This window comes from Christiangramia echinicola DSM 19838, from assembly GCF_000423065.1.
GTDB lineage: Bacteria > Bacteroidota > Bacteroidia > Flavobacteriales > Flavobacteriaceae > Christiangramia > Christiangramia echinicola.
In genome coordinates this window covers 35998-62117 of sequence record NZ_AUHG01000020.1, presented here as the reverse complement: position 1 = coordinate 62117, position 26120 = coordinate 35998, and the positions used below count along the sequence as shown (strand labels likewise).

Below are 26120 nucleotides of genomic sequence, written 5' to 3'. Positions count from 1 at the left end.
CGATGGTCTCGAAGCTGCAAAACTTCGAGACCGCCAAATGCTTATTTTATAGTGCATTATTAGTTCTTCTTATTTTTTGTTTCTTAAGTATGTCAAAGATATTAGTGTCGAGAGACACAGTTTTAAGCCTAAGCTTATAACTTACCTTTTAAGGTGGCTATAGCAACGGGGCTCACCTCTTCCCATCCCGAACAGAGTAGTTAAGCCCGTTAGCGCAGATGGTACTGCTGTATTGTGGGAGAGTATGTCGCCGCCTTCTTCTTGAAAACCCTTTATCATATCGATGAAGGGTTTTTTTATACCCGAAAGTCAACGAATACATATACACCCCAATAATAAACCCTTCCCAATAAAAAAACAGCCCGATGGCTGTTTTGATCGTTTATAATATATAAGGTGATCTATTCTTTTGGGTTTATCCTTGCGAAAAGATCTACACTTATAAATTCTCCATTCTTTACTTCGCAATCACGCATAAGTCCTTCATGTTGAAAGCCTAATTTCTTCAGCACCTTGGAAGAATTGATATTTTTAGATTCGACATAGGCTTCCAGCCGATGAATTTTCAATTGGCCAAATATATATTCGATAACCACATCTGCGGCTTCTTTCATATAGCCTTTACCCCAGAAATCTGGTAATAACCAGAAACCAATTTCAGCTTTTTTATATTCTGGATGATGATCGTTGAAACCGATGGCTCCAATAAATTCATTATCTATTTTAGATCGAATAGCCCACCAAATACCTGAACCTGATTTCTCCAGATTAGAATACCAGTTCATTTGTTCTTCAGTTTCTTCTAAACTTGAATAATTTACACCGTAATAGCGTATTACTTCAGGATTAGATAATCCACTAAAAATATGGTTCTGGTCTTTTAAGGTAATCTGATCAAGTATAAGTCTTTTAGATTTTAATTTTGGAAAAGTCAAATTATTCAAAATAGGTTATTCAGGAAGATTATGATTATTTAACCATACAAACAGAATTAATATGGCCTTCGCCATCATACTCCATAATGGTGTTATCTGGATCTACTTTCCATTCGCCATCAACAATATATTTATAGTGATGCTTCCCTCCTGATAGGACCATGGTTTGAATCCATCCGCTATCGGTCTTTTTCATTCTTAATTGATGTTCATCCCAGTTATTAAATGAACCTGTTAAAATTACTTCAGAAGCATCCTGAAAATTATTCAAATGAAAAGTGACTTTTTTCTTGATTCGCATTACAGAGTTAAATCCGTCGAATTCATTCCTGACTTTTTCATTATTAGAAGGATCTTCGATCCAATCTCCGTCTACTATAAATTTATACTGGTACACTCCCGGTCTAAGATCTAAATTTAATTCCCAACCGGTTGTAGTTCGTTTCATTTTAAGAAAATTTTCGTCCCATCTACTAAAATCACCAGCTAGGATCACCTCTTCTGCATTTTCATAACCTTTCAGGAAGAATTTTGCATTTCCATTTTCTGTGGGTACGGCGGTATAAACCTTTAAATTATAAGAATTTAAAGATGATCCAGACCTATTACGTGCGGGAGAAAAATTTGAAGTTTCATTATCTGGCTCTGCCCAGTAGGTATTATTAATAACGAATTTAAACTCCCAGGTGAACTCATCTGAAAAATCTGAAATCTTCTTCCTGAGTTGATAAGTGCCATCGGCTATCTTTCGCATTTTCCAGTGTTCTCTGGACCAATCATTAAAGCTGCCTGCAACAACAACATTCCTGATATCAAGATCTTCAAAATCTAATTTTTCACCATAATTATCGTGGGTAGCCTGTTCATAATCTGATCTATTAAAAGTGAAGACGATCTCATCTCCCTCTATATAATATCCTTTAACCTCCTTTTGTGCATAACCAGGAATTACAAAAAGAAGAACAAGACCGAGACTTATATACTGAAAAGCTTTTTTCAATTCTGAAAATTTATTGGGTAATCTATAAAGTAAAGCATTTCTTTTCTATAATTTATAATAGTTCTTTTCTGTGCGAAAAATTCATATCCCAGAACTCCGTCCAGATTTACACCAAATGCTTCACTCATTCTGTTCAAATTAGTAATAATTGTATTCATGGGACCAAAATAAACTTTATCTGATAATTTGACCCGATACAATTTCCCTGCCAGAACTTCAGCTTTTTTATCACTGGCTCCAACGAGGACCATACGTTTAGATGGAACAAAATATTTTAAGACCTTTTTACTCTGCTGGTTATTCAATTGATTAAATTCAGCACCGCTGTCTAATGCAAAATTCATTTTTTCCTCACCTACAAAGGTTTTGACTACAATGCTGTGATTTTGAAGCTTAAATTCGATGCTATCAGTAATCTTCTCCAGGTAACCTCTGGGATCTAGTTTATCACCGTTTTTATCAATTCTACTTAAAGTTATCTGGTTAAGATGCATATCTACAAAAACTTCATAATCTTTCAGAATGCTATATCCTATGATTCCCATTAAATTCATTTTCTTTCTTTTTTCAATATGAGAAAGATCTATCACATGAGAATTGGTATTTTTTAGACTGAAATTCTTCAGAATAAATTCTTCGAGATATTTCTCATAGGCATTGGCGTTGTCCAGAACACCTGAGCTCTTTACGAATTTTTCAGGCTGCCCATATTGATTGGGAAAATGAACCTTGTTTAAGATCAAGGTCTCAGATCCAGTATCTATGATAAAATTTCCTTTTTTATTATAAAGCTCAGCTTCTACAACTATCAAATGGTCTATAAGTTTAAATGGGATCCTGGCTGTATTCTCATTTAGGATCTCTGCTTTGGGAAAGGTGATAGGACCAGGATTTAATGGATTAGCCTTTGCCTGGTAGACAAAGAAGAAAGCTATTAATATCCATAACCTGCTCATATTAAATAGACGCTATATAATATTCATTGTTACATATTTGAACACATAATATAGAAAAGCCGCCCGGAATTACCGAACGGCCTTTCTTAAACCTAACCAAAAACCTTCAGTTAATGAACTCTTCTCCATAGCGTACAGGTTGCAAATCTTCCCGTTCTTGGGGTTGAAACAATCTAGATTTAATTACAAATCGTAAACCGAGGGGGATTTCAAGTGAGAAGCTGGAGCCGCGACCTTTAGTAACATCTACCAGCAGGTGCGTATGTTTCCAGTACTCAAACTGATCTTTACTCATAAAGAATTCGCAACCATGTACTGTGCCTAACCATACGTCATTTTCATTGAGTAACAGGTCACCTTTTTCGAGACACATAGGCGACGAGCCATCACAACATCCACCGCTTTGATGGAACATTAGTTCGCCGTGACGTTCTCTTAGTTGATCAATTACTTGAGATGCTTCTTTTGTTATATCTACTCTCTGAGTCATAATTTGGTTTTAAAAGAATCCCATCGCTTTCTTATCATAAGAAATTAGCATATTCTTAGTTTGACGATAGTGGTTCAGCATCATTTTATGGTTTTCTCTACCAATTCCGGATTTTTTATACCCACCGAAAGGAGCATGAGCCGGATAATTATGATAATTATTAACCCATACACGGCCGGCTTTTATAGCCCTTGATATTTGATATGCCTGGTGCATATCTCTGGTCCATACACCAGCTCCGAGGCCATAAAGCGTATCATTAGAAATCTCGATCGCCTCTGCTTCATCTTTGAAAGTTGTAACACAAACAACTGGTCCAAAGATTTCTTCCTGGAAAACTCTCATTTTATTATTCCCTTTTAGAATGGTTGGTTTAATATAATAGCCTCCATCGAGTCCTTCATTAAAGGCAGCTTCGCCTCCGGTTAGCACTTCGCATCCTTCTTCTTTCCCAATATTGATATAGTTCAGGATCTTTTCATATTGATCATTTGATGCCTGGGCTCCCATCATAGTATCAGGATCTAATGGGTGACCGAGTTTGATAGCTTCTGTTCTTTTGATTACGCGTTCAATGAATTTATCATAAATGCTTTCCTGGATTAACAATCTGGAAGGGCAGGTACAAACTTCTCCCTGATTTAGAGCGAACATCACTGCCCCTTCAATACACTTATCAAAGAAATCGTCATCTGCTTCCATAATACTTTCAAAGAAAACATTAGGAGATTTTCCGCCAAGTTCCAGAGTCACAGGAGTGATATTTTTCGAGGCATATTGCATGATCAATTGCCCGGTCGTGGTTTCTCCTGTAAAGGCTACTTTATCTATACGTGGGTTAGAGGCAAGTGGTTTCCCAGCTTCAGCCCCAAATCCATTCACGATATTAAGCACACCTGCAGGAAGAACATCTTCGATGAGTTCAATAAGAACCATAATTCCAACAGGAGTTTGTTCAGCCGGTTTTAGAACTACGCAGTTTCCTGCAGCCAGCGCAGGTGCAAGTTTCCAGGTAGCCATCAAAATGGGAAAATTCCAAGGTATGATCTGGCCTACAACTCCAAGTGGTTCGGTGACATTTACGCAAACTGTATTAGAGTCAAGTTCTGCAACCGAACCTTCTTCAGCTCTTATCACTCCTGCAAAATACCTAAAATGATCTACGGCTAATGGTAGATCTGCAGCAAGGGTTTCCCTAACCGCTTTACCATTATCCCAGGTTTCAGCTCTCGCAAGATCTTCGAGGTTTTTCTCCATAATATCAGCAATCTTTAGAAGTAAATTACTTCTATAGGCAGCTGAAGAGTTATTCCATTCTGGTGCGGCTTTCCATGCGGCATCGATAGCTTTATTGATATCATCTTCAGTAGATCTAGCAACTTTGGTGAAACTATTTCCGTCAACCGGAGAAATATTATCAAAATATTCTCCTTTTATAGGAGCTGTCCATTTACCTCCAATGAAATTGTCGTATTTATCTTTGAATTTTGGTTTTTGAAGCTCCTTTTTTTCTGTGGTTTGTACATCGCTCATAATGAAAAAGTTTAAGTTTATGTATTAAGTGAATACCTCTGGGTGGTTAAGTATCAGAAGTCTCTCAAAGTTAAATTTTACACGTTTAATAAACCTGACGAATTCTATCATTACTATGAACTATCCTTTAAATTGTTGTTATATCTTTAAAAATGAAAATGGTAAATTGTATATTTAGAAGTATTCAGGTCGAATAATTAATAAATTCACAATTACCTAGAGATGAATCTTTCGAAAGAATTTTACGAAGGCAGAAAATTGGAGAATCTTGTAGAGAATCAAACTTCTTATACGCTTAACAATGCCTCTCTACATATCTTTGAAACCCATGAGCAGGCAGAGCGGGTTTTACTTAAGTTTGATAAACCTGTCCTGGCAAGTATGCTGAAGGGGAAAAAGATCATGCATCTTAGGGACCAGCAATCGTTTAATTTTCTTCCCGGAGAATCACTCATTCTACCATCAGATGAAATGATGTGTATAGATTTTCCTGAAGCTCAATTTAATAATCCTACCCAGTGCCTGGCCATGGCAATTTCAGAAGATAAGATCTCTAAAGTTCTGGATCATATGAATGAGTTGATGCCGAAAGTAGATGAAGGAGAATGGAGCCTGATGGATTATAATTTCCATTTTACTAATGATATTGGTATTTACCAGATTCTGCAACGACTTTTGTTTCTTTTTACTGAAGATCATCCTTCTAAAGACTTGTTCGTAGATAATATGCTGGAAGAACTTATTATAAGAATACTCCAAACCAATTCCAGAAAAATTTATACTGAGAAGAGCTTTAGATTAAGTTCTGGTAACAGGTTGGCTTATATAGTTGAATATATCAGAAAGAATCTACACAATCCATTAGCGGTCAAAAATTTGAGTAAAAAGGCCTGTATGAGTGAATCTAATTTTTACAGGGTTTTTAAAAATGAACTCGGAATTTCACCAATAGATTTTATAAATAATGAGCGAATTAAACTCGCGGTAAGTTTACTTCAAAACCCTAATAAATCGATAAAAGAGGTCTACCAGGAGTGCGGTTTTGAAAGTCGGTCTTATTTTAACCGGGTATTTAAAAGCAGGAAAAGGATGGCCCCGGGCGATTACCAGTCAAAACTTAACGTTAGGGCGTAAAAAAAGAGCACCTTGTGCTCTTTATCAATTATTTTTTTGGATGTTTATTTCGTTAGAATATATTGACCAGATAATTTAACTACATAGTCTACTCCATTTTCACTGATCTCACTCTCCTGATCAATCACAAGTACAAGGCGGTTTTCAGTATTTTCCTGAATACGCATTCTACTATCTTCAGGATTCTGAACCATTTGATTATCTACCTGACCAAAGGCATCAGAGGTATATAGATAGCCGCCCTCAATATACCAGTCTCCAGATGAAGATGCGTTCTCGACTGGAATCAACATACCGTCGAAACCTGTAACACTTAGAAGTACATCATAACTGCCTTCGAAATTGAAAGTCCTGTTATCCTTAAAGGTAAGTACAGCGTCAACATCCTGACCTATTCCTTCGTATGAACTGCTTAAATCTATTCCTTCAAAATTTCCGGTAGTGGTGCCGGTATATTGGAAAGACTCCAGCTTCCAGGCACTAACCAGCATTTTTTCTTCTTCTGAAAGTGAAACTGAATCCCCATCATCTGAGCATGAAGAAGTGGAAATAATAACAAAGGCAAGCACTAAAATTTTGATCGTTTTCATTTTTTAAAATTTTGGTTGGTTGATATATAAAAATGAAAAGATGTGGTAGGGTAGGACGATAAGTCTCTATCTTTCTGTAGATCAAAATAATAAAAAATACGTTCTGGGAAGCTAATTTTTTATAAAATCTCTAAAATCTTTAAAAAATTCTTCTAACTGCATCATTTTAGTAGACAGGAATGTCTTCACCTCAGGCCAATCCTTTTTATTGTGGATGCTAACATTATCCAATTCAACATAAACTCTGGAAACGATCTTATCTTCAGGTAATTCATAATTTTCAGTCAGAATAGCTTCGGGAAGATATTCAGACTTCAGGATATTTTCCAGGGATTGAAGTTTTTCAAAATAATAGGTTCTAATCATTGCATCGTTGTCTACAATATCCAGTGATACCTGGGCAACCTTTCTGTCGAAAGTGAATTTCAACTGTATCTCTTTCATTTTGGTATTATAGAGCAACCATTTATGAGGAAATTCCTTTCCGAAGCTGGTCCAGAACTCCTGTCTTATCTTTTTTGATTCTTCCTGGCTAAACATTTAAATAAAGTATGCGAGTAAGATCCCTAATATTATCACCCCTAATTTAGAGGCATTGAAGGAATGATTTTTTGAAGACTCAAACAAAATTGTTGTAGAAACATGCAGAAATATACCTATTACGATAGCGTTGATATAAGGCGCATATTCAGAAAGCACTTCGATATTATTTTTTAACCAGCTTCCCAATGGAGTCATTAGCGCAAAAAAGGCAAGGAAAAGAAAAACTTTAGGTTTGCTAAGTTTGCTCTGAATTAAGAATACCGAAAGTATAGCCGCTACCGGTATCTTATGTACCACTACACCATGCAAAAGGTGATTGTCATTATCCAGCGGAAATCCTTCCAGCAGGGAATGAAGACTCAAACTTATAAGTAGAAGAACGGGAAATGTTTTAGAGTTTTCATGAAAATGCAGGTGACCGTGTTCTACTCCCTTAGAAAGAAACTCAAGTACTATCTGGAATAATAATCCCAGCATGATAAAGACTCCTATTCCAGAATCTGGTTCGCTGTATACATCTGGTAATAGCTCAAGGACAGTAACAGCTAATAAATATGCACCACTAAAGGCTAGCAATAACTTGAAACCAGAAGAACTTCCAGGCTTGAGAAACAGCGATATAACGTAACCTGTGATTACGGCAAGAATGGGGAGCAAATAAATATATAGATCAGTCAGCAAATTACTTATGGTTGGTTGATCGGGCTTGCTCAAACTATATCCTGAACAATCCCGTTTTAATTATAGTTTCGGACAAAATTAACTTATTTTTGTCGTTCTATAAAGAAGGATTATGGCTAATAACTTTAGAATGATCGCGAAGACCTTATACGGGTTTGAATCGATCCTCGCAAAAGAATTACTTGACTTAGGTGCAATGGAGATCAAAGAAGGTAACCGAATGGTTAGTTTCGTTGGTGATCTTGGTTTTATGTATAAAGCTAACCTATGTTTAAGAACGGCTATAAAGGTTCTTAAGCCTTATGAAAGCTTTAGGGCTAATAACGAGCAGGAATTATACGATAATATAAAAAAATTACCGTGGGAAAAGTTTCTGGCAGAAGATGGAAGTCTTGCCATAGACTCAGCGGTGCATTCAGAAATTTTCACTCACTCCCAATATGTAGCCTTGAAAACCAAGGATGCTATCGTAGACAGGTTTAGAGAGAAATATGGAAAACGTCCAGATGTAGATCTTGATTTTCCAGATCTTAGGATCAATATTCATATTGAAAATAACTTCTGTAATGTATCTTTTGATAGCTCTGGTGATTCTCTTCATAAAAGAGGTTATCGTAGTGCAACCAACATTGCGCCTATCAATGAAGTATTAGCCGCAGGTATGCTATTAATGTCTGGTTGGGATGGGCAATGTGATTTTCTTGATCCAATGTGCGGTAGTGGAACCATTCCTATTGAAGCTGCTATGATCGCCTGTAATATTCCGCCAAACCTTAATAGAAAGGAATTTGCTTTTGAAAAATGGAGTGACTGGGATGAAGATCTTTACGAGAAGATCGAAGAATCTGCCTTGAAAAAAGTAAGGGACTTCCATTTTAAGATCAAAGGTTTTGATAAGGCACCTTCGGCGGTGATGAAAGCTAAAGAAAATGTGAAGAATGCGAATCTTTCAGACTTTGTGGAAATTAAACAACAAAGTTTCTTTGAAAGCGAAAAGGAGAATGAAGGTTATTTACATATGCTCTTTAATCCTCCTTACGGAGAACGTCTGGAGATAGATATTGAAGATTTCTACGGAAAGATAGGGGATACCTTAAAGCAAAACTACCCGGGAACTCATGCCTGGTTTATTGCTACTAATTTTGATGCTATTAAAAGCGTAGGTTTGAGAGCTTCCAGAAAGATCAAATTATATAATGGTCCTCTTGAAGGAAGGCTGCTGAAATATGTTCTTTACGAAGGTTCTAAAAAGAAAAGCAAGCAAGAGAATAATTAATCTCTGGCTTTTTTATAAAAAGGAATAAGGTAGGAAACCGAATAGCCAAAACCGGCGCCAAATTCACTACTGTCATAGGTTCTTCCGAATCCAGGTATCGCCAGATTATCGAAATTAGACGGATTATTTTGCCCAATTCTTCTCTTTAACTGAACATTTGCCGTAAGAAACAGGTTATTAAGAACTTCTACTTTAATACCAACCATTACTTCAGCCCAGTTGGCAGTTAGTCCTGTCGCTTCTGTATTGTCTTCCCTGATATCTGCACCAAAATAATCTGAAGAAGTGTAGATCCTGTACTCGTCAAGTGTTTGAGAAAATGTTGAAAAACCATATCTCACACCCACGAAAATGGCATTCTGCATATCCAGCCAGTTCTCATAAGCATTGTAATCGCCTCCAACCTTAATATAGCTACCGTTGGTGAAAGTTTCAATATTATCACCTTCAAAAGTAATCTTGGAAGTGCCTACCTCTGCAGCAGCATAGAAGTTATTATAAACCCGGTAGTCTCCAACTAATTCTATCCCGCTATAAGTGTCATCTAATAATGTTCGAAGTGGTTTACTTAAATCTATCCCCACTCTTATTCCATACTTTTCCTTGTACTGTAAAGAATCCTGAATCTCCTGTGCCTGTTGAGCATTTGCTGATATACCGAAAAGTAGAATTAAAATCAGACTAGAAATATATCGATACATGGGCTTGATTTTGATCTTCAATATTCGCTTCTTCTATTTGTATATCCTGTATCCATTGAGTGCCGTCTTCCTCATTCTCGAGATTGACCTTCAGGCCAACATATGCGATCTTGTAGGCACATGCTCTATTTATATATTCTTCATTTCTACCATACGTGAAAGTAATAACATCTGTATTTTTATTTCCATCTTCTTCACCGGCTTCGGTATTGTTAATGGTAAATTCGAAAGCTGTTAGATCTTCATCTGTTCTAAGTGGGATGGCCAGACTATCCCCCGTAAAACGTTCATAAGTGATGGTCTGGTCACGATTGTTCTCATTTCTAATGAAAACATATTCTTCATTGCCTTCTTCATTTATTCCCAGATTCTGAGGTGCTTGTAATTCTTCAGGATCCTCAACATCATAAAATCTAATTATAAGTAGAGGAGTAGTATCTGTAGTTTCCGGACATATATCATCACGCTGGCATCCAGTACTGGCAATTAATAATATAGTGATAAGAAGGGAATAAAATTTAATTTTCATCTTTTAAACTATCGTTTTTCAAGACACACAACATTTTCTACGTGATGGGTCTGCGGAAACATATCTACTGCCTGCACTTTAGTTACTTTATAATATTCATCCAGTAGAGAAAGATCTCTTGCCTGTGTTGCTGAATTACAACTCACATAAACAATGCGTTGTGGCAATATACCAATTATTTGTGCCACCACATCTTTGTGCATTCCGTCTCTTGGAGGATCGGTTATAATAACGTCTGGATGTCCGTGTTCGTTTATAAAGCTTTCAGTAAATACTTTTCGCATATCACCAACATAGAACTCTACATTGTCTATATTATTTCTTTCCGCATTCTCTTTAGCATCCTTGATCGCTTCCGGTACTGCTTCAACACCTATAACCTTCTTGGCTTTTTTCGCTACGAATTGTGCAATCGTACCTGTACCGGTATATAGGTCATAAACAAGTTCGTCTCCTTTTAGATCGGCATATTCCCTGGCAATCTTATATAGATTATAAGCCTGGTCTGAATTCGTCTGATAGAAAGACTTGGCGTTGATCTTGAACTTAAGACCTTCCATTTCTTCAAAAATATGATCACGTCCTTTAAAGCAGATCACTTCCTGATCATAAATAGTATCGTTAGCCTTTCCATTCACTACATATTGTAGCGAGGTGATCGCTGGAAACTTTTCTTCAAGAGCATTTAATAAAAGCTCTCTTTTTTCCTTATTATCTTCAAAGAACTGAACCAGGATCATGATCTCACCGGTAGAAGTAGTTCTTATCATTAAAGTACGGAGTAATCCTTCCTGTTTTCTGGTATTAAAAAAAGGTAGATCGTTCTCTGTAGCAAACTTCTTTACGAAATTTCTAATATCGTTACTAGGGTCTGCCTGTAAATGACATTTCTTAATATCGAGGATCTTATCCCACATTCCGGGGATATGGAATCCAAGAGCATTTCTTTCTTCGATATCTTCACCGCTCTGAATTTCCTCCTGGGTTAGCCAGCGGCTATCGCTAAAGGAGAATTCCATTTTATTCCTGTAAAAATAGATCTCTTCGCTTCCTAGAATAGGAGTAACCTCAGGTAGTTCGATCTTTCCAAGTCTTTGCAGATTATTTACAACTTCATTCTGCTTGTATTCAAGCTGAAATTTATAATCCATATTCTGCCATTTACAACCTCCACAGGTTCCAAAATGCTGGCAAACAGGTTCTGTTCTTTTATCTGATAGTTTATGGAATTCTATCGCTGTTCCCTGGTAAAATGATTTTTTCTTCCTGGTGGTTTGAACATCAACAACATCACCGGGAACTGCATTGTCTATAAAGATCACTCTGCCATCTGGAGATTTGGCCACTGCCTTACCTTTAGCACCGGCATCTACAACTTCAATTTCTGTAAAAAGCTTGTTTTTATTTCTTCTCGCCATAGCGCAAAAATAGGATAATTAACAAGATTTAAAGAGAGGCCGGTTGAAATTTTCAGTAAACATTTAGTAATTTGCAGGAATTCAATTTTAAGGGATGATTTCTCTCCCTTTTCGTCACTTTTCAACCGGAAAAAGAAGGAATAGCATAACAATAATTCAAAAACGAAAACTAACATGCCTTTACCTAAAATCAATTCTTCAGAAGAAGCAATTAAACTAGAAGACCAACATGGTGCACATAACTATCATCCACTACCAGCAGTACTAAGTAGAGGAGAAGGTGTTCATGTATGGGATGTAGAGGGTAAAAAATATTACGATTTTCTATCTGCATATTCCGCAGTTAATCAGGGACATTGTCACCCGAAGATTGTTGGGGCTATGCATGAACAGGCTTCTAAACTTGCATTGACTTCCCGTGCATTCCATAATGATGTACTTGGGTCTTATGAAAAATATGCGACCGAGTATTTTGGTTTTGATAAATTATTACCAATGAATACTGGTGCCGAGGCTGTAGAGACGGCTATAAAAATTGCTCGTAAATGGGCATACGAAAGAAAAGGTGTAAAAGAAACTGAAGCACAGATAATTGTATGTGCGAATAACTTCCACGGAAGAACTACTACGATCATCTCTTTCTCTAATGATGAAGAAGCACGGAGGAATTTTGGACCATATACACCAGGATTTATTAAGATAAACTATGATGATCCAGATGCTTTGGAAGCGGCTATAGAGGCAAATCCAAATGTTGCTGGTTTCCTGGTAGAGCCAATTCAAGGTGAGGCTGGTGTATTTACTCCGGCAGATGATTATATGAAAAAAGCAAAGGAGATCTGTATTAAGCATAATGTATTGTTCATGGCAGATGAGATCCAGACAGGAATCGCCAGAACCGGAGGATTGCTTGCTGTTTGTGGTCATTGTTCTTGTGAAGGTCACTGTGAAAGGCAGGAGGATACTTATAGCAAACCAGACATCTTAATACTAGGTAAAGCATTATCTGGTGGAAATTATCCAGTTTCTGCGGTATTAGCAGATAATGAAGTGATGGATGTGATCCAGCCGGGACAACATGGTTCTACTTTTGGAGGGAATCCTGTTGCAGCAGCAGTAGCTGTAGCGGCTTTAGATGTTGTTAAGGATGAACATCTTATCCAGAATGCCAGAAAATTAGGTAAGCTTTTTAGAAGATTACTTGATGATTATATTAGAGAATCAAATATCGTAAACCTTGTAAGAGGTCGCGGATTATTGAATGCCATCGTGATCAATGATTCTGAAGACAGTTCTACAGCCTGGGATATTTGTATGGCCTTAAAAGAAAACGGACTTCTGGCCAAGCCAACCCATGGTAATATTATTCGTTTTGCTCCACCATTGGTAATGAACGAGGAACAATTGAGAGATTGTGTAGATATAATTATTAGTACTTTAAAGCAGTTCGAAAAATAAATTCGGAATAATCACATAATAAAAATCCCGCTATTAGCGGGATTTTTTATGGGTAATGGGTAGATGATTCTAACCTCCGTATTCTCTTAAGATCTCTTGCTGCATTTCCTGAATTCCTTCCAGTCCACCATACATAATTACTGCGGCAATTGTAGAAATTAAACTAAGAGCACTTAAGACTAGTCCTATAATAGCAAGAATTCGTCCGGTTTTTACATTATTATAACCAGTATAAAGTTCCGGATCGGCACTGTAAATCTCGATCGCCCGTTTAGACATTACTAATGCTATAATTCCAAATATTACTCCGGCCACTCCATAGCAGCAACAACCAATAATAGATAAAATTCCAAATACTAAAATGAGGGTTGAATTGGGTAATTCTCTTTTTTCCATAAGCTTTAAAGTTGGTTAGTTGATAAATTGAATCATTTTAAAAATATAAGCACCGGCAATAATAACTGCATTGAAAATGATAAGGCCGATCTTAATATTATAGTCGAATTTAAATTTATAAAAAAGATTGAAAACCAGGAATAATAATAGAAAGGCCAGACTGTAGATAGCTGGATACATTTCAAAAGCCTTAGAGAATTCACCATTTGCTAGTAATACGGTCGCTCTTTGAGCACCACATCCCGTACAATCTACACCAAATACAGATTTATTCAGGCACGGCAACATGTATTCTTCAATAGAGCTCAATTCTTAACACCTATTTTTTTAGTCAATTCTTTATTATCGCTGGTATTTACCTTCACAATATATATAGCATTGCTCAAATTTGAGGTAGAAAAATTAAAATTTTTCTCTTTAGAAGTGAAATTCTGGGTAAAGTATAATTTCCCATTGAGATCATAGAGCCTGATGGTTCTTAGTTCAGAGTCATAAAGCAGTTTAATTTCCAATTGCTGCTGAAGATTATTCTGAAAAATTTCTACTGAATTAAGAAGAATATTTGGTGGTTTGTTAGTATTAAATTCAGGCGTGTCTTTCTCAGTACTTACAGTTGCGGTAAGTTTTTCAATAAAACTTAGATAAAAGCGGTCATTATATTCTCCAGCAGCTAGATCTACCTTTAAATAACCAGTTTTGATATTGAAATATAACCTATCCTTTGCATCATATATAAACACACGGTCTGGATTGAAATTACTCAAATCAGAAATTGAAAATTTAAGTTCAGTCTGTTTATTAAGAAAGATTTTAAGCGGAATTAATTCTTCATCTACTTTAGGTCGAACATTGATTACAAATGCGTCATTAGATATAGACCAACTAATGTCCTGGGAATTGTTATTCATTTTTCTTGCATCCATAGTGCGATCTTCATCGGGACTGGAATTCTTAAGAAAGACCAGAGCCAGCTTTTGAATGTAAGTTGAATCTATTTCAATGTTTAAATTCATTGAGGATTTCTCGACATCTGAATCCTTTTCGTCTACAGATGATTTGAAGACAGATAGCTTTTCAACTTTCTTCTCATAAGTTCTATATGAGTTTTTGAAACTGAAGGAACCTTCTTTTAAGCCTGTTATCATAAAGCCCTGGGCTATAGGAATTATTTTTCTGTAATAGTTTTTACCCGTTTCTCCAGTTGCGCCGCCATCAGAATACTTAATAAAGGCCGGTGGGACATATACTCCCGCTCCAGGTGAGTAAGTACCATAACCACCTTCATAATCTGCCAGATAATGTGAATTACCATTTTCTTTAGAATCCCAGAAATAAGCGATACCGGTTGTTGCCGTATTTTCAATCAGGAATTTATCAAGGTCCAGGGAGGAAGGATACGGATTACCAATGAGTAAGATCTGATCTTTCTTAATAGGCAATTCAATCTCGCCGTCATTCGGTAAACCTCTGAAATCATATGTTTGAGAATTACCAATATTAATCAATTCTCCTTCGATCTCATTTAGGTTTTTACCATTTACTCCTTTCATCGTAAAGCCTTCACCTGGTAAAATATCAAATTGGTCACCGGCAAAAGCCCAGTTTGAATAATTGTTTCCTGAGAATGTATATATCCATCTGTTAGAAATGCTAAGTGGATCGCTCAATCCATCGGTTGCAGATATTAATTTTGCGTTTCTACTATAGGTGGCATCAATTGGTTCAAAAATATAGTCATTAATCCTATCATCTCTATCCTGGACTAAGATGGGTAATGACCAGTAATTATAATCATATGCATTCGTTGTTCCTTGTTGAAAAACTGATAGCTTCCCGTTTCCTGTATTAAGATTAGATGTTTTAGATCCCTGTATCAATTGGGCATCTCTTCGTAAATAAATACTCGCAGCCGTTTCTTTTTTATTATTTTCAGCTAAATGAATTTCGTTTTGCACAAAAACCAGCCGGTCTTTCACGTAGATATAACTATCAGCATGATTTGATGGAGCAATATATAATTGTGCCGATAGCCACGAAGTGCTAAAAATCATTAAAAAAAGGAGTGGAAGCCTCATTAAAGCTATAAATTTGCATAAATGTAAATAATAAATCATTGACGCTCACAGATTTAAATATTTAACTTACTGATAATGAATAACTCACAGGTAATAAATACAACTCTAATTGTAATTGGCGGAGCATTGCTACTTTATAGTATTTCAGCGGAAGATGTTAGTCCCTACTTTAAAATTATTGGCCTTGTAATTATTATGCTTGGTCTTTATAGGGCAACGAATTACTGGGTCGCCACTAAAGATGATCATCAGGATGAAAACGAAAATGAAGTAAAGTAATGGGTTTTAATAAAGGAGATAGAGTTGAATTACTTGATGATGACCTAAGTGGGGTCGTGCAGGAAGTAGGTGCTGGTGAGGTGATGATCAGGACCGAGGATGGATTTACTATGAGTTTCCCTGCAGATCATCTTGTGAAAATCCAGGACGATATAAATGATATCGACGTCGAGGAATTCGACCTGGATGCTGTCATAAAAGAGAAAAATCCTCCTAAAAGACAACAGTCTTCCAGACCTAAACCAAAGGATAAGGGCGCTCCACCTATGGAAGTTGATCTACATATCAATCAACTTGTGAAATCACCAAAGGGATTGTCTAATCACGAAATGCTTAACCTGCAACTAGATACGGCCAGACATAAACTGGAATTTGCCATGAAAAAACGCATCCAGAGAGTGGTTTTTATTCATGGTGTAGGTGAAGGAGTGCTAAAAATGGAATTAGAATATTTATTGAGTCGCTATGGGAATATAAAATATTACGACGCAGATTATCAAAAATATGGCCTGGGAGCTACAGAGGTCTATATTTTACAAAATCCTTAGTTAGTTTCTTCAGTAGATTCCTCCGGTTCTTCCGGTTCTGGATCACTGCATGTTTCATCCTGTAGAGGACATTGCGGGAAGGAAACGGAAAAAGACATTAATGTTCCAAGATTATAATTTTCATATTGTATAGATTCACCAGAACCATTTTGATTATCGAATTTTAAGTTATCTATATCAATTCGGTATCCATAATTTCTACTAATGTCATGACCTATATATTCATCATGGCTAATTTTAGCTGTTTGTTCAACATTTAAGTAGTTTGAGATGCCTTCGGCAGTTTGAAAATTTTCAGGGCTATCCAGGTCGTCTTCAGAAACTTCTAAACGAGTTAGAACACCATCATTGTCATCATCATCATCCAGATAATTAGGAATTCCATCTTCATCAAAATCTCTCAACCCATCTTCATTTACTGGATCATTATTTTCATTTGCCAATTCTGTAGAGGTTAAAACATTATCTCCATCGTCATCTTTATCTAAATAATCTGGTATGTTATCTTCATCTGTATCCTGGTAGGGACCTCCTAGAACCCAATTTTCATCAATATTAGAAAGGCCATCACCATCTGGATCGGCATTTGCGCTTTCATCTGTAAAACCAGTAGTTACAAACACGGTTCCTCCAGTCCCACTGATCCATTCTTCAATTACCTTTGGTTCGCTAGGAGGTACGGCACTGCAGAAATATGAATTATTTCCGCTTGCGAAAGAACCATCATAAATTCTATACGTAACCCTGTTATTTCCTGTTAATGGGAAGCTTATTACAGCTTCATCTGGTGGGATTAAATTGCCATCTTCATCAGTATCAAACTGACTGCTATTGAATTCAAGAGAAATAGATTCAAAAACATCATCATCATTTATGGCGTAGATCACATTTCTGTCCGGAGCGTCGCAGAACCGAAGCGTACTATCTTCGAAATCAAAATTAGTTACAATGATTTCCCCATCATCACAGGCAGTGAACAGACCTAATAGAAAAATACCGAAGAATAAACGTCTCATGAAGATGTTTTTTGAACAAAAATAAAGGAATCAAACTTATATAGAAGAGATGTAGGAAATTATTTTATTTCCTTTAATTTTGGGCCCTATGAAAAATGTGTATTTTGATTCAGCAGCTACTACCCAGTTAAGGGATGAAGTGGTCGAAAAAATGACCAGCGTTTTAAAAGAAAATTATGGAAATCCTTCATCTACCCATAGCTTTGGAAGGTCTTCTAAATCTCTCATCGAACAGGCTAGAAAAACCGTTGCGGGAATTTTGAATGTAAAAGCATCTGAGATCGTATTCACCTCTGGTGGAACCGAGGCAGATAATCTGGCTTTGAACTCGGCAGTTAGAGATCTGGGTGTTCAGAGAATTATTACATCACGGATAGAACATCATGCGGTTTTATATACGGTGAATCAACTTCAGGAATGTTTTGATGTTGAAATAGAATATGTAAATATTGATGAAAAAGGAAATGTAGATCTTCAGGATCTCGAAGACAGGCTGAAAGGTTCAGATAAAAAGACTTTGGTGAGTCTTATGCATGTGAACAACGAGATCGGGAATATGCTGGACCTGAAGAAAACTGCTGAGCTTATAAAATCATATAATGCCCTTTTTCATTCAGATACCGTTCAATCTATAGGACATTTTAATCTAGACCTTAATGAAATACCTGTTGATTTTACTGCAGTAAGTGCCCACAAATTCCATGGACCAAAAGGAGCTGGATTTGCATTTGTTCGTAGAAACTCTGGATTGAAGCCACTGATATTTGGCGGAGAGCAGGAGAGAGGTCATCGTGCAGGAACCGAAGGTGTGCATAATATCGTTGGTTTGGAAGAGTCTCTAAAACTGGCGTATGAAAATCTGGACCAGGAAAAAGAATACATAAGTTCTCTAAAAAAACATTTTATAGAGAGTCTGAAAAAGGAGATTCCTGGTGTGAAATTTAATGGTTCCTGTGAAGATTTTGACAAAAGCACCTATACTCTTATTAATGTTTGCCTTCCAGTAACTCAGGAGAAGGCCCTAATGCTTTTATTTCAACTAGATCTAAAAGGAATTGCCTGTTCTAAAGGTAGTGCCTGCCAGAGTGGTAGCGACCAGGGTTCTCATGTGCTTAATGCTTTTCTTAATGAAGAGGATAAAAAGAAACCTTCCCTAAGGTTCTCATTTTCGAGATATAATTCCAAAGAAGAAATAGATTATGTAGTAAAGACTCTTAAAGATTTTATTGAGAGCTAGAACATAGCTCGAACTATCATATAAAAAAAGCTGAACCTCGTGGTTCAGCTTTTTTAGTTCTATAAGATTGAGTTCAGAATGACGTCAATAAAAGTTTCCCACGATTTCTATTTCCTGAAGAATTTAGCGGTATAAGAGGTGGTATTACCAACATTATCTGTTACGATCACTTTCAGGTTGTTCTCTGTATCAGTAATCATATTGTCTGAAAAATAATGAGTAAGTGTATTATTCTTATACTCATATTCCATTAATATGAACTTTCCATTTACGGTCGCTCGGTATGCTTCAATTCCTGAAAGATCATCAGAAATCTTCACCTTTAAGGTTTCATTTCCTGAGATCCATTGTCCATTATAAAAATTCACTGGATTCACTTTAGGTGCAATGGTATCTTTTGAAATAAAGTATTTACCAAAAGTTCTTGTTCCTGTGGTAAATCTATTTCCTTTTTTATAGGTAGTAGAATAGATCGGCCTTCCATAATCTGAAAGCCTGGCTATAAATAATTGTTCTCTTTCTTCTGCCGGATATTCGCTAACATCAAAACCAATCGTAAAATTCTTGTGTAATGGTATTTCATCACGGTGAACTTCTACCATATCCTCAGAAAAATTGATGTCTAAATAGGCGTCTTCGTAAAGGCTTCCGCCAGGAATATAAACGTCCATTGTATTTCCTTTGGCAGAAAGTCCGTTAGAAGCACTCGCCAGGTAATCTGTTTCTTTTATTTCCCTTTTCTTGATTTTAACACTAATCTGCCCCTTAATTGGGATTCTTACCAGTTTCTCATTTCCTTTAAAATCTATCACTTTAATGACATATTGATAATCAAGGCTGTCTTTAATGTTTAGCTTTCCTTCGCCTTCAAGATTTCCGAATATACTAAGAGGATTTGAATCCTCTCTAAATAGCTTTTGAACCCGACTTTTATTTTTCGCGTAATATTCATAATCTATAAGCTGGTTGAGGTGTCTGGTTTCTGAAAATGAAAATTTCTGAAAATCTACCTCAAAGACCTGGTCTCCATTAAGATTTGCTTCAATGCGAAAAACTCCATTGTGATTGTATGCCCCATCTTGCTGATCTACAGTAGAAATACCGAATCCTATTTCACCACAAGCTTCAACTTCGCTGGTTGTGTATGTTCCATCATTCTGCGGAATTAATCTAAGCTTTTGGCGGGCTTGAGAATTATTCACGTGGGCATCCTCACCAAGTGGGTAAGCAAATAAACCTTCAATAAGAGGTTCGCGAGAATCGGCTACATCCAGCCCGAACATTTGTGCATTCATAGGTCTCTGGCTGCCATCCCGTATTTCGAAATGTAGATGGGGGCCACCGCTTCCTCCAGTATTACCGCTATAGGCAATCAATTCTCCTTGTTCTACTTTGAGTTCCCCAGGTTCAGGGAAAAGTTCGATCTCATAAGATTCTTTTTGATATTGTTGTTTTCGAAGATATTCTTTTAGTTTAGGTGCAAGTTTTTGTAAATGACCATAAACAGTGGTGTAGCCATTGGCATGTTGTACATAAATAGCCTTTCCATATCCATAATGCTGAATATTTATCCTGCTGATGTATCCTGCGGCAGAGGCTTTAACCTCAAGACCTTCGCGCTGTTGAGTTTTTATATCCAGACCACTGTGAAAATGATTAGATCTCAACTCACCAAATGTACCTGCAAGCACAATGGGAACGTTTAATGGATTTTGAAAGTAATCCTGTGGCAGGTCATTCTGGGCTTGTAACGTAGAAAATAATACTAAAAATAGCAGGCATGTAGCTCTCTTCATAAATCTGGGGGTAATTTCTATTAAAATGTGGGGTAAAGTTAATCAAAGTTATGGCAAATTTAAAGACCTTGCTTACAGAGAATTATCCAGATTGTTGATTATTATTTCAAAACAGCTAAAAAAGTATTGGGATATTTCAAACCGTATGTTAACTTTGTAAGGGTTCACATCGGTTTTAGCGCTTATGAGTGAAATTACAGAAATAGTTGATAACCTTGAGAATAGAATCAGCAAACTACTTCATAAATACGATGTTATGAAGCAGGAGAACGAATCTCTTCAGCAGGAATTGGCTACTGTAAGATCTGAATACGGCAAACTGGAAGAAGATTTATCAACTTCCAAAGACCAAATTCAGTCCTTAAAAGCTGCGAATGCGATGCTTGGCAGTACCGACCATAAAAGAGAAACAAAGCTCAAAATAAACAGCCTGATCAGAGAGATCGATCAGTGCATTGTTCAGTTATCTGAATAATTTGATATAATGGAAGACAAACTGAAGATCAAAATATCGATCGCAGACCGCGTATATCCGCTAACTATTCAGCCTAGTCAGGAGGAAGGTTTGCGTAAAGCAGCGAAAAAGATCGAGGCTATGATCAAACAATTTGAGCAAAGCTATGCGGTAAGGGATAAACAGGATGTTCTGGCAATGTGCGCATTGCAGTTCGCCGCCCAGACCGAGCAGAAAGATATTGATAATTCGAGCGAAATGATTGAAGCAGAGGAGAAGTTAAGATCACTTAACGAATTGTTGCAGAGTCATTTAGCCTCTTAAGTTCTTTAAATAAAATAAAGGTTACTGCCTGTATTAGTGCTTTTTTGATAAACTCAACACGATTCTTTTAAAAAGGGTGAGTCTAAGTTGTAAAAGCGTGCCGTGTCCCTTTTGGGAGAGCGGATTCTTGATCAACTTGTTAACCCTAAACTTGATTTAAAGGAGTTTAAACAAAACCCATCTAATACAGGCTTTTTTTATATATATCTAAATAGAAACGAATGGAAATACTAACTATAATCATTGCCGCAGTAATAGGACTGGCGCTCGGCTTTGCAATTGCGAAAATGCTTGAAAAGAAGCAGGCCTCTAATACTATAGCCAGTGCTAAGAAGGAAGCTGCGGGAATATTAAAAGAAGCTAAGGCGGAAGGTGAAAGTATTAAGAAAGATAAAATACTTCAGGCAAAAGAGAAATTCATTGAACTCAAGTCTGAGCATGAGAAAGTGATCCTTTCCAGAGATAAGAAGATCAATGATGCCGAGAAAAGAGTAAAGGATAAAGAATCACACGTATCTAACGAACTAGGTAAGAATAAAAAGCTTAATAAAGATCTTGAAAGTAAAGTAGCAGATTACGATCACAGAATCGATTATCTTGATAAGAAACAGGAAGAAATAGATAAGCTTCATAATAGTAAAGTGCAGCAACTGGAGGTGATCTCTGGTCTTTCTGCTGAAGAAGCCAAAGCACAACTTGTGGAATCATTAAAGGATACCGCTAAGGCTGATGCAATGGCTCTTATACAGGATACGGTAGAAGAAGCGAAATTAACTGCACAGCAGGAAGCGAAAAAGATCATTATAAATACCATACAGAGAATTGGTACCGAGGAAGCTATCGAGAATTGCGTTTCAGTATTCAATCTGGAAAGTGACGATGTTAAAGGTAGAATTATAGGTCGTGAAGGTAGAAACATTCGCGCCCTGGAAGCTGCTACCGGGGTAGAGATCATTGTAGATGATACTCCAGAGGCTATTATTTTAAGCTGTTTCGATTCTGTAAGAAGAGAAGTTGCCAGGTTATCACTTCATAAACTAGTGACCGATGGTCGTATTCACCCTGCGCGTATTGAGGAGGTTGTGAAGAAAACAAGGAAACAGATCGAAGAAGAAATTATAGATATAGGTAAAAGAACGGTTATAGATCTTGGAATCCACGGGCTGCAACCAGAACTTATTAAGATGGTAGGTAGAATGAAGTATCGTTCCTCTTATGGTCAAAATCTTCTACAACACTCCAGGGAGGTTGCTAAACTGTGTGGCGTCATGGCTGCCGAGTTAGGGTTGAATCCTAAACTTGCTAAACGTGCCGGGTTACTTCACGATATTGGTAAAGTACCAGAAACTGAAACTGAAGTTCCTCACGCTATTCTGGGTATGCAATGGGCTGAAAAACATGGTGAGAAACCAGAGGTTTGTAACGCCATTGGAGCTCACCACGATGAGATAGAAATGAATTCATTATTATCACCAATCGTTCAGGTATGTGATGCGATAAGTGGAGCGAGACCTGGTGCAAGAAGACAGGTACTAGATTCTTATATCCAGAGATTGAAAGATCTTGAAGATATTGCTTTTGGTTTTGGAGGTGTAAAGAAAGCTTATGCAATCCAGGCAGGTAGGGAATTAAGAGTCATAGTAGAAAGTGAAAAGGTTTCTGATGAAAAGGCTTCTAACCTTTCATTTGAGATCTCTCAGAAGATACAGACAGATATGACTTATCCTGGCCAGGTTAAGATCACGGTAATTCGTGAAACCAGAGCAGTGAATGTGGCAAAATAAAATTTGTAATCATTATATATAAAAAAGACCGTTCAATTTGAACGGCCTTTTTTGTTTTTACGTCAATCTGAACTTGTTTCAGATTCTCTTTTTACAGACGAGATCCTGAAATTAGTTCAGTATTACCTACTACCTTAAAATGGGCTGAAATTCTTCCTGTCAATTCGAACCGAGCATAGCAAAGGGAGAAATCTAAATAATTTTAAAGATTTCTCCCTTCGATCCAATTGACTTTGAGTTTTTATATAGTTCTAATCATTATAAATATTCTCATAAGAGTTTCCTTCCATTTCAAAGAATTTACCATTTACATATCTAAAGTGGTAATCAAGATCAGCGATCTCTTTCATGTCATCTTCATCTAGCTGGTAGCCGGCACTCATCAAATTTTGCTTAATACGATCTTCATTAGTTGATTTTGGAATTACGGCAGTTCCTCTTTGCTCGCTCCATTTAATAAGAATTTGCCCTGGAGAACCACCATGCTTCTTAGCGATCTTATTAATCACCGGGTTTTCCAGTAAGGATGGCTCATCTGCCGCTTTCATTTCATCTGGTCTGTCACCGCTTCCCAGAGGAGAATATGCGGTCACATTAATTCCATTCTTACTACAAAATTCTAGTAGTTTGTTCTGTTGAAGATAGGGGTGAAGTTCTACCTGATTCATTTCAGGAATTTGATCTGTCTCTGCCATTAAATCTTTCAGTTTTTCTATGCTGAAATTGGAAACTCCAATATGTTTAACCAGTCCCTGCTCTTTAGCTTTCACCATTTCATTCCAGGTTTCGATTAGTGGAACCTCTTCCAGAGAAAGAAAATCTTCCGCCTTTTCAGGAAAGCCTACATCAGGTTTAAAAGCCACTGGCCAATGAATTAAATATAGATCAAGGTAATCTAGCTGAAGATCCTTTAAAGTTTGTTTTAAGGCTGGTATAACGTCTTCTTGTTTATGAGCGTTATTCCAAAGCTTGGAAGTAATCCATACATCTTCTCTTTTTACCTTTCCATTATTGAATATTTCTGAAAATGCCTCACCAACCTCTGCTTCATTGCCATATGTTGCAGCACAATCTATATGTTTATAGCCATTGTTAAGAGCGGTTTTAACCGCTTTAGTGACTTCTCCTTTTTCAGATTTCCAGGTTCCAAGACCTATCGCATCCATTGTATCTCCGTTTCTAAATTTTAGTTTCTTCATAATTCAATTTTTTATGAAGTTAAGGATTATGGACCTGAAGGAAAAGTTGCTGGAATCCTTTAGCAGAATTTTAATACCTATTTCCTGGGGTGGTAAGATTCCATGACCTGTCTTAGGTGAGATCTATCCACATGCACATATACTTCTGTGGTAGTTATACTTTCATGACCCAGCATTTGTTGAATTGCCCTGAGGTCGGCTCCATTTTCAAGTAGATGCGTGGCAAAGGAATGTCTGAAGGTATGGGGGCTAACCTTTTTTCTGATTCCCGCGGCTTCTGTAAGTCTGCGAGTAATGGTAAAGATCATAGCTCTGGTAAGTTTATTGCCTCTTCTGTTCAGGAATAAGGTATCAGTCGCTTCCGGTTTTATGTCCATGTGCGATCTTACCTCGTCCTTATAAATATTGATGAATTTTATGGTATAATCTGAAATTGGAACGAACCTTTGTTTATCTCCTTTTCCCGTAACTTTTATAAAACCTTCTTTGAAGAATAGGTCTGAGATCTTAAGATCTATCAATTCTGAAACTCTTAATCCGCAACCATAAAGAGTTTCTATAATCGCCCGGTTTCGTTCACCCTCATTTTTGCTTAGATCAACGGCGGCGATTATTCTGTCAACCTCTTTAATAGAAATTGTATCGGGCAGCTTGCGACCAATTTTAGGTGACTCCATGAGTTCAAGTGGGTTGTCTTCTCTATAATCCTCAAATACCAGGAAACCGAAAAAGCTGCGTAATCCTGAAATAAGTCGGGACTGTGAGCGGGCATTCAGATTTTTTGATACGCTGTAAATGAATTCCTGTATCGTTTTATCCTCAATTTTTGTCGGACTTATCTGTATTTCATTAACATCAAGATAATTCATCAACTTGATCACGTCCAGACTATAATTCTCGATGGAATTGATGGAAAGTCCGCGTTCAAGTTTAAGATAATAGCGGTAATCCTTTAAAGCGTTTTGCCAATTCATGTGTTAAAGATACTAATTCAGGGGGATCAACCTTAATAATACTTTAGGTTTAGCTAACACTTTTTTAACAGGATGTCACCTACATTTGACCCGAATCAATAAAAAGGAAAATGATGAAAAAGACATTTTTATTATTAGTAATGACAATTGTAGGAGTAAGTACTTCTTCACAGGCACAGGAGTACTGGAATTTTGGAGTTAAAGGTGGTGTGAATTTCACCAATATGACTTCAGACGGATTTGAAGATAATAATAGCAGAACAGGTTTTCACCTTGGTGTATTAGCAGAGATCCCGGTTAGTGACCGTTTTTCTGTACAGCCAGAGGTACTTTACTCTACTCAGGGAACAGAGGCAACCAGAAATTTTGCTGGAGATCGTATTGAAGGAGAATACCAGTTAGATTATGTTCAGGTTCCAGTGATCGCTAAGTTTTATGTGATCGATGGTCTGGCTCTTGAAGCAGGTCCTTCTTTTAACTTTCTTGTAGAAGAGGAGTATGATTTTGAAAGCAATGCCTTAGACCTGGAAGCAGATTCTGAATTTGCCAGTACATTCGAATTTGGCGGTGCTTTAGGAGCTTCTTACAAGTTCAATAATGGTTTTTTCGTGAACGGTAGATATGTTTTAGGATTTACCGATGCGTTTGATAGTAACAATTTTGATGATGATGCTATTAAAAATAATGGATTTCAACTGGGCGTAGGATTCCAGTTCTAGATATCAATCACCTATGAAAATGAAAAAGCGAAGATTTGATCTTCGCTTTTTTTATGCGACCACGCTAATTTCATT

Annotated in this window: 28 protein-coding genes, 1 rRNA gene and 1 other RNA gene; 12 read left to right on the top strand and 18 right to left on the bottom strand. The window is 36.9% G+C overall.

What is annotated here, in order from left to right; translation table 11 throughout:
* Window positions 1–149 precede the first annotated feature (149 nt).
* Window positions 150–259: ribosomal RNA gene (rrf, locus tag G530_RS0115290) — 5S ribosomal RNA — on the top strand.
* 142 nt (window positions 260–401) lie between these two features.
* On the opposite strand, the gene G530_RS0115285 is transcribed toward rrf, so the two are convergent.
* From G530_RS0115285 to G530_RS0115265, 5 genes are all read right to left on the bottom strand, one after another.
* Complete coding sequence (locus G530_RS0115285; protein WP_026935363.1) at window positions 402–944, bottom strand: GNAT family N-acetyltransferase; 543 nt, start codon at window positions 942–944, stop codon at window positions 402–404.
* 25 nt (window positions 945–969) lie between these two features.
* Window positions 970–1935 (bottom strand): early set domain-containing protein, encoded by a 966-nt coding sequence (locus tag G530_RS0115280; protein WP_026935362.1) that lies wholly within the window; start codon window positions 1933–1935, stop codon window positions 970–972.
* The gene (locus G530_RS0115275; RefSeq protein WP_026935361.1) at window positions 1932–2891 is read right to left on the bottom strand and encodes a pepsin/retropepsin-like aspartic protease family protein; all 960 of its coding nucleotides are present in this window, start codon (window positions 2889–2891) and stop codon (window positions 1932–1934) included. The genes G530_RS0115280 and G530_RS0115275 overlap by 4 nt, the downstream gene beginning before the upstream one ends.
* Window positions 2892–2997: 106 nt before the next feature.
* A complete protein-coding gene (locus tag G530_RS0115270) occupies window positions 2998–3381 on the bottom strand; it encodes a DUF779 domain-containing protein (RefSeq protein WP_026935360.1) in 384 nt (127 codons plus the stop codon).
* A gap of 9 nt (window positions 3382–3390) precedes the next feature.
* The gene (locus tag G530_RS0115265) at window positions 3391–4914 is read right to left on the bottom strand and encodes an aldehyde dehydrogenase family protein (RefSeq protein ID WP_026935359.1); all 1524 of its coding nucleotides are present in this window, start codon (window positions 4912–4914) and stop codon (window positions 3391–3393) included.
* A gap of 222 nt (window positions 4915–5136) precedes the next feature.
* Between G530_RS0115265 and G530_RS0115260 the strand changes: the two genes are divergently transcribed.
* Window positions 5137–6048: an AraC family transcriptional regulator gene (locus G530_RS0115260; protein WP_026935358.1), complete on the top strand. Its 912-nt coding sequence runs from the start codon at window positions 5137–5139 to the stop codon at window positions 6046–6048.
* A 44-nt stretch (window positions 6049–6092) separates the two neighbouring features.
* Here G530_RS0115260 and G530_RS0115255 read toward each other — a convergent pair whose 3' ends face one another.
* The 3 genes from G530_RS0115255 to G530_RS0115245 form a co-directional block, all read right to left on the bottom strand.
* A complete protein-coding gene (locus G530_RS0115255; protein WP_026935357.1) occupies window positions 6093–6638 on the bottom strand; it encodes a DUF5004 domain-containing protein in 546 nt (181 codons plus the stop codon).
* A 111-nt stretch (window positions 6639–6749) separates the two neighbouring features.
* Window positions 6750–7178, bottom strand: a complete 429-nt coding sequence (locus G530_RS0115250) for a DUF4268 domain-containing protein (RefSeq protein ID WP_026935356.1) — start codon at window positions 7176–7178, stop codon at window positions 6750–6752.
* A complete protein-coding gene (locus G530_RS0115245; RefSeq protein ID WP_035716607.1) occupies window positions 7179–7862 on the bottom strand; it encodes a ZIP family metal transporter in 684 nt (227 codons plus the stop codon). It abuts the gene before it with no gap.
* Window positions 7863–7974: 112 nt separating this feature from the next.
* Between G530_RS0115245 and G530_RS0115240 the strand changes: the two genes are divergently transcribed.
* Window positions 7975–9138, top strand: coding sequence for a THUMP domain-containing class I SAM-dependent RNA methyltransferase (locus G530_RS0115240; RefSeq protein ID WP_026935354.1), 1164 nt, complete (start codon window positions 7975–7977; stop codon window positions 9136–9138).
* On the opposite strand, the gene G530_RS0115235 is transcribed toward G530_RS0115240, so the two are convergent.
* Genes G530_RS0115235 through rlmD form a run of 3 tightly spaced genes read right to left on the bottom strand, consistent with a single transcriptional unit; the run spans window position 9135 to window position 11786 of the window.
* Window positions 9135–9839 (bottom strand): DUF6048 family protein, encoded by a 705-nt coding sequence (locus G530_RS0115235; RefSeq protein WP_051199817.1) that lies wholly within the window; start codon window positions 9837–9839, stop codon window positions 9135–9137. The two genes, G530_RS0115240 and G530_RS0115235, sit on opposite strands and share 4 nt — an antisense overlap.
* Window positions 9820–10368, bottom strand: coding sequence for a DUF6452 family protein (locus G530_RS0115230; RefSeq protein ID WP_026935352.1), 549 nt, complete (start codon window positions 10366–10368; stop codon window positions 9820–9822). Before G530_RS0115230 ends, G530_RS0115235 begins: the two co-directional genes overlap by 20 nt.
* Window positions 10369–10376: 8 nt before the next feature.
* Entirely contained in the window at window positions 10377–11786 is a 1410-nt protein-coding gene (gene rlmD, locus G530_RS0115225) for a 23S rRNA (uracil(1939)-C(5))-methyltransferase RlmD (RefSeq protein ID WP_026935351.1), read from the bottom strand.
* A gap of 174 nt (window positions 11787–11960) precedes the next feature.
* Here rlmD and rocD point away from each other — a divergent pair, with 174 nt between their 5' ends.
* Window positions 11961–13244 (top strand): ornithine--oxo-acid transaminase, encoded by a 1284-nt coding sequence (gene rocD, locus G530_RS0115220; RefSeq protein ID WP_026935350.1) that lies wholly within the window; start codon window positions 11961–11963, stop codon window positions 13242–13244.
* Between the two features lie 69 nt (window positions 13245–13313).
* Here rocD and G530_RS0115215 read toward each other — a convergent pair whose 3' ends face one another.
* The 3 genes from G530_RS0115215 to G530_RS0115205 are packed head-to-tail and all read right to left on the bottom strand — an operon-like array spanning window position 13314 to window position 15715.
* Window positions 13314–13640, bottom strand: coding sequence for a CCC motif membrane protein (locus G530_RS0115215; protein WP_026935349.1), 327 nt, complete (start codon window positions 13638–13640; stop codon window positions 13314–13316).
* Window positions 13641–13655: 15 nt separating this feature from the next.
* Window positions 13656–13949: a DUF2752 domain-containing protein gene (locus G530_RS0115210; RefSeq protein ID WP_084519490.1), complete on the bottom strand. Its 294-nt coding sequence runs from the start codon at window positions 13947–13949 to the stop codon at window positions 13656–13658.
* Window positions 13946–15715: a T9SS type A sorting domain-containing protein gene (locus tag G530_RS0115205; RefSeq protein ID WP_026935347.1), complete on the bottom strand. Its 1770-nt coding sequence runs from the start codon at window positions 15713–15715 to the stop codon at window positions 13946–13948. Before G530_RS0115205 ends, G530_RS0115210 begins: the two co-directional genes overlap by 4 nt.
* A 75-nt stretch (window positions 15716–15790) precedes the next feature.
* On the opposite strand from G530_RS0115205, the gene G530_RS0115200 reads away from it, so the two are divergent.
* A complete protein-coding gene (locus G530_RS0115200; protein ID WP_026935346.1) occupies window positions 15791–15994 on the top strand; it encodes a hypothetical protein in 204 nt (67 codons plus the stop codon).
* Entirely contained in the window at window positions 15994–16542 is a 549-nt protein-coding gene (locus tag G530_RS0115195) for a Smr/MutS family protein (RefSeq protein WP_026935345.1), read from the top strand. The genes G530_RS0115200 and G530_RS0115195 overlap by 1 nt, the downstream gene beginning before the upstream one ends.
* On the opposite strand, the gene G530_RS0115190 is transcribed toward G530_RS0115195, so the two are convergent.
* Window positions 16539–17558 carry a hypothetical protein gene (locus G530_RS0115190; protein ID WP_026935344.1) on the bottom strand — a complete coding sequence of 340 codons (1020 nt, stop codon included), beginning with the start codon at window positions 17556–17558 and terminating at the stop codon, window positions 16539–16541. The two genes, G530_RS0115195 and G530_RS0115190, sit on opposite strands and share 4 nt — an antisense overlap.
* Before the next feature lie 88 nt (window positions 17559–17646).
* Here G530_RS0115190 and G530_RS0115185 point away from each other — a divergent pair, with 88 nt between their 5' ends.
* Entirely contained in the window at window positions 17647–18795 is a 1149-nt protein-coding gene (locus G530_RS0115185; RefSeq protein WP_026935343.1) for a cysteine desulfurase family protein, read from the top strand.
* Window positions 18796–18902: 107 nt separating this feature from the next.
* Here G530_RS0115185 and G530_RS0115180 read toward each other — a convergent pair whose 3' ends face one another.
* Window positions 18903–20591, bottom strand: coding sequence for a M23 family metallopeptidase (locus G530_RS0115180; protein WP_026935342.1), 1689 nt, complete (start codon window positions 20589–20591; stop codon window positions 18903–18905).
* A 184-nt stretch (window positions 20592–20775) separates the two neighbouring features.
* On the opposite strand from G530_RS0115180, the gene G530_RS0115175 reads away from it, so the two are divergent.
* The 4 genes from G530_RS0115175 (at window position 20776) to rny (ending at window position 23153) form a co-directional block, all read left to right on the top strand.
* The gene (locus tag G530_RS0115175; RefSeq protein ID WP_026935341.1) at window positions 20776–21066 is read left to right on the top strand and encodes a hypothetical protein; all 291 of its coding nucleotides are present in this window, start codon (window positions 20776–20778) and stop codon (window positions 21064–21066) included.
* Window positions 21067–21075: 9 nt separating this feature from the next.
* Complete coding sequence (locus G530_RS0115170) at window positions 21076–21369, top strand: cell division protein ZapA (protein ID WP_026935340.1); 294 nt, start codon at window positions 21076–21078, stop codon at window positions 21367–21369.
* 51 nt (window positions 21370–21420) lie between these two features.
* A non-coding RNA gene (gene ssrS, locus G530_RS17560) (6S RNA) lies at window positions 21421–21537 on the top strand.
* Between the two features lie 53 nt (window positions 21538–21590).
* Window positions 21591–23153, top strand: a complete 1563-nt coding sequence (rny, locus tag G530_RS0115165) for a ribonuclease Y (protein WP_026935339.1) — start codon at window positions 21591–21593, stop codon at window positions 23151–23153.
* A 251-nt stretch (window positions 23154–23404) separates the two neighbouring features.
* Here the strand turns inward: rny and G530_RS0115160 are convergent, their stop codons facing one another.
* A complete protein-coding gene (locus G530_RS0115160; RefSeq protein WP_026935338.1) occupies window positions 23405–24352 on the bottom strand; it encodes an aldo/keto reductase in 948 nt (315 codons plus the stop codon).
* A gap of 77 nt (window positions 24353–24429) precedes the next feature.
* Window positions 24430–25326, bottom strand: a complete 897-nt coding sequence (xerA, locus tag G530_RS0115155; RefSeq protein ID WP_026935337.1) for a site-specific tyrosine recombinase/integron integrase — start codon at window positions 25324–25326, stop codon at window positions 24430–24432.
* 113 nt (window positions 25327–25439) lie between these two features.
* Here xerA and G530_RS0115150 point away from each other — a divergent pair, with 113 nt between their 5' ends.
* The gene (locus tag G530_RS0115150; RefSeq protein ID WP_026935336.1) at window positions 25440–26045 is read left to right on the top strand and encodes a porin family protein; all 606 of its coding nucleotides are present in this window, start codon (window positions 25440–25442) and stop codon (window positions 26043–26045) included.
* Window positions 26046–26120 lie beyond the last annotated feature (75 nt).

Coding starts and splice junctions, on each gene's coding strand:
- G530_RS0115275 (WP_026935361.1), bottom strand. CDS start 2,891: ATGAGCAGGTTATGGATATTAATAGCTTTCTTCTTTGTCTACCAGGCA.
- G530_RS0115270 (WP_026935360.1), bottom strand. CDS start 3,381: ATGACTCAGAGAGTAGATATAACAAAAGAAGCATCTCAAGTAATTGAT.
- G530_RS0115265 (WP_026935359.1), bottom strand. CDS start 4,914: ATGAGCGATGTACAAACCACAGAAAAAAAGGAGCTTCAAAAACCAAAA.
- G530_RS0115260 (WP_026935358.1), top strand. CDS start 5,137: ATGAATCTTTCGAAAGAATTTTACGAAGGCAGAAAATTGGAGAATCTT.
- G530_RS0115255 (WP_026935357.1), bottom strand. CDS start 6,638: ATGAAAACGATCAAAATTTTAGTGCTTGCCTTTGTTATTATTTCCACT.
- G530_RS0115250 (WP_026935356.1), bottom strand. CDS start 7,178: ATGTTTAGCCAGGAAGAATCAAAAAAGATAAGACAGGAGTTCTGGACC.
- G530_RS0115240 (WP_026935354.1), top strand. CDS start 7,975: ATGGCTAATAACTTTAGAATGATCGCGAAGACCTTATACGGGTTTGAA.
- G530_RS0115235 (WP_051199817.1), bottom strand. CDS start 9,839: ATGTATCGATATATTTCTAGTCTGATTTTAATTCTACTTTTCGGTATA.
- G530_RS0115230 (WP_026935352.1), bottom strand. CDS start 10,368: ATGAAAATTAAATTTTATTCCCTTCTTATCACTATATTATTAATTGCC.
- rlmD (WP_026935351.1), bottom strand. CDS start 11,786: ATGGCGAGAAGAAATAAAAACAAGCTTTTTACAGAAATTGAAGTTGTA.
- rocD (WP_026935350.1), top strand. CDS start 11,961: ATGCCTTTACCTAAAATCAATTCTTCAGAAGAAGCAATTAAACTAGAA.
- G530_RS0115215 (WP_026935349.1), bottom strand. CDS start 13,640: ATGGAAAAAAGAGAATTACCCAATTCAACCCTCATTTTAGTATTTGGA.
- G530_RS0115205 (WP_026935347.1), bottom strand. CDS start 15,715: ATGAGGCTTCCACTCCTTTTTTTAATGATTTTTAGCACTTCGTGGCTA.
- G530_RS0115200 (WP_026935346.1), top strand. CDS start 15,791: ATGAATAACTCACAGGTAATAAATACAACTCTAATTGTAATTGGCGGA.
- G530_RS0115195 (WP_026935345.1), top strand. CDS start 15,994: ATGGGTTTTAATAAAGGAGATAGAGTTGAATTACTTGATGATGACCTA.
- G530_RS0115190 (WP_026935344.1), bottom strand. CDS start 17,558: ATGAGACGTTTATTCTTCGGTATTTTTCTATTAGGTCTGTTCACTGCC.
- G530_RS0115185 (WP_026935343.1), top strand. CDS start 17,647: ATGAAAAATGTGTATTTTGATTCAGCAGCTACTACCCAGTTAAGGGAT.
- G530_RS0115180 (WP_026935342.1), bottom strand. CDS start 20,591: ATGAAGAGAGCTACATGCCTGCTATTTTTAGTATTATTTTCTACGTTA.
- G530_RS0115175 (WP_026935341.1), top strand. CDS start 20,776: ATGAGTGAAATTACAGAAATAGTTGATAACCTTGAGAATAGAATCAGC.
- G530_RS0115170 (WP_026935340.1), top strand. CDS start 21,076: ATGGAAGACAAACTGAAGATCAAAATATCGATCGCAGACCGCGTATAT.
- rny (WP_026935339.1), top strand. CDS start 21,591: ATGGAAATACTAACTATAATCATTGCCGCAGTAATAGGACTGGCGCTC.
- G530_RS0115160 (WP_026935338.1), bottom strand. CDS start 24,352: ATGAAGAAACTAAAATTTAGAAACGGAGATACAATGGATGCGATAGGT.
- xerA (WP_026935337.1), bottom strand. CDS start 25,326: ATGAATTGGCAAAACGCTTTAAAGGATTACCGCTATTATCTTAAACTT.
- G530_RS0115150 (WP_026935336.1), top strand. CDS start 25,440: ATGAAAAAGACATTTTTATTATTAGTAATGACAATTGTAGGAGTAAGT.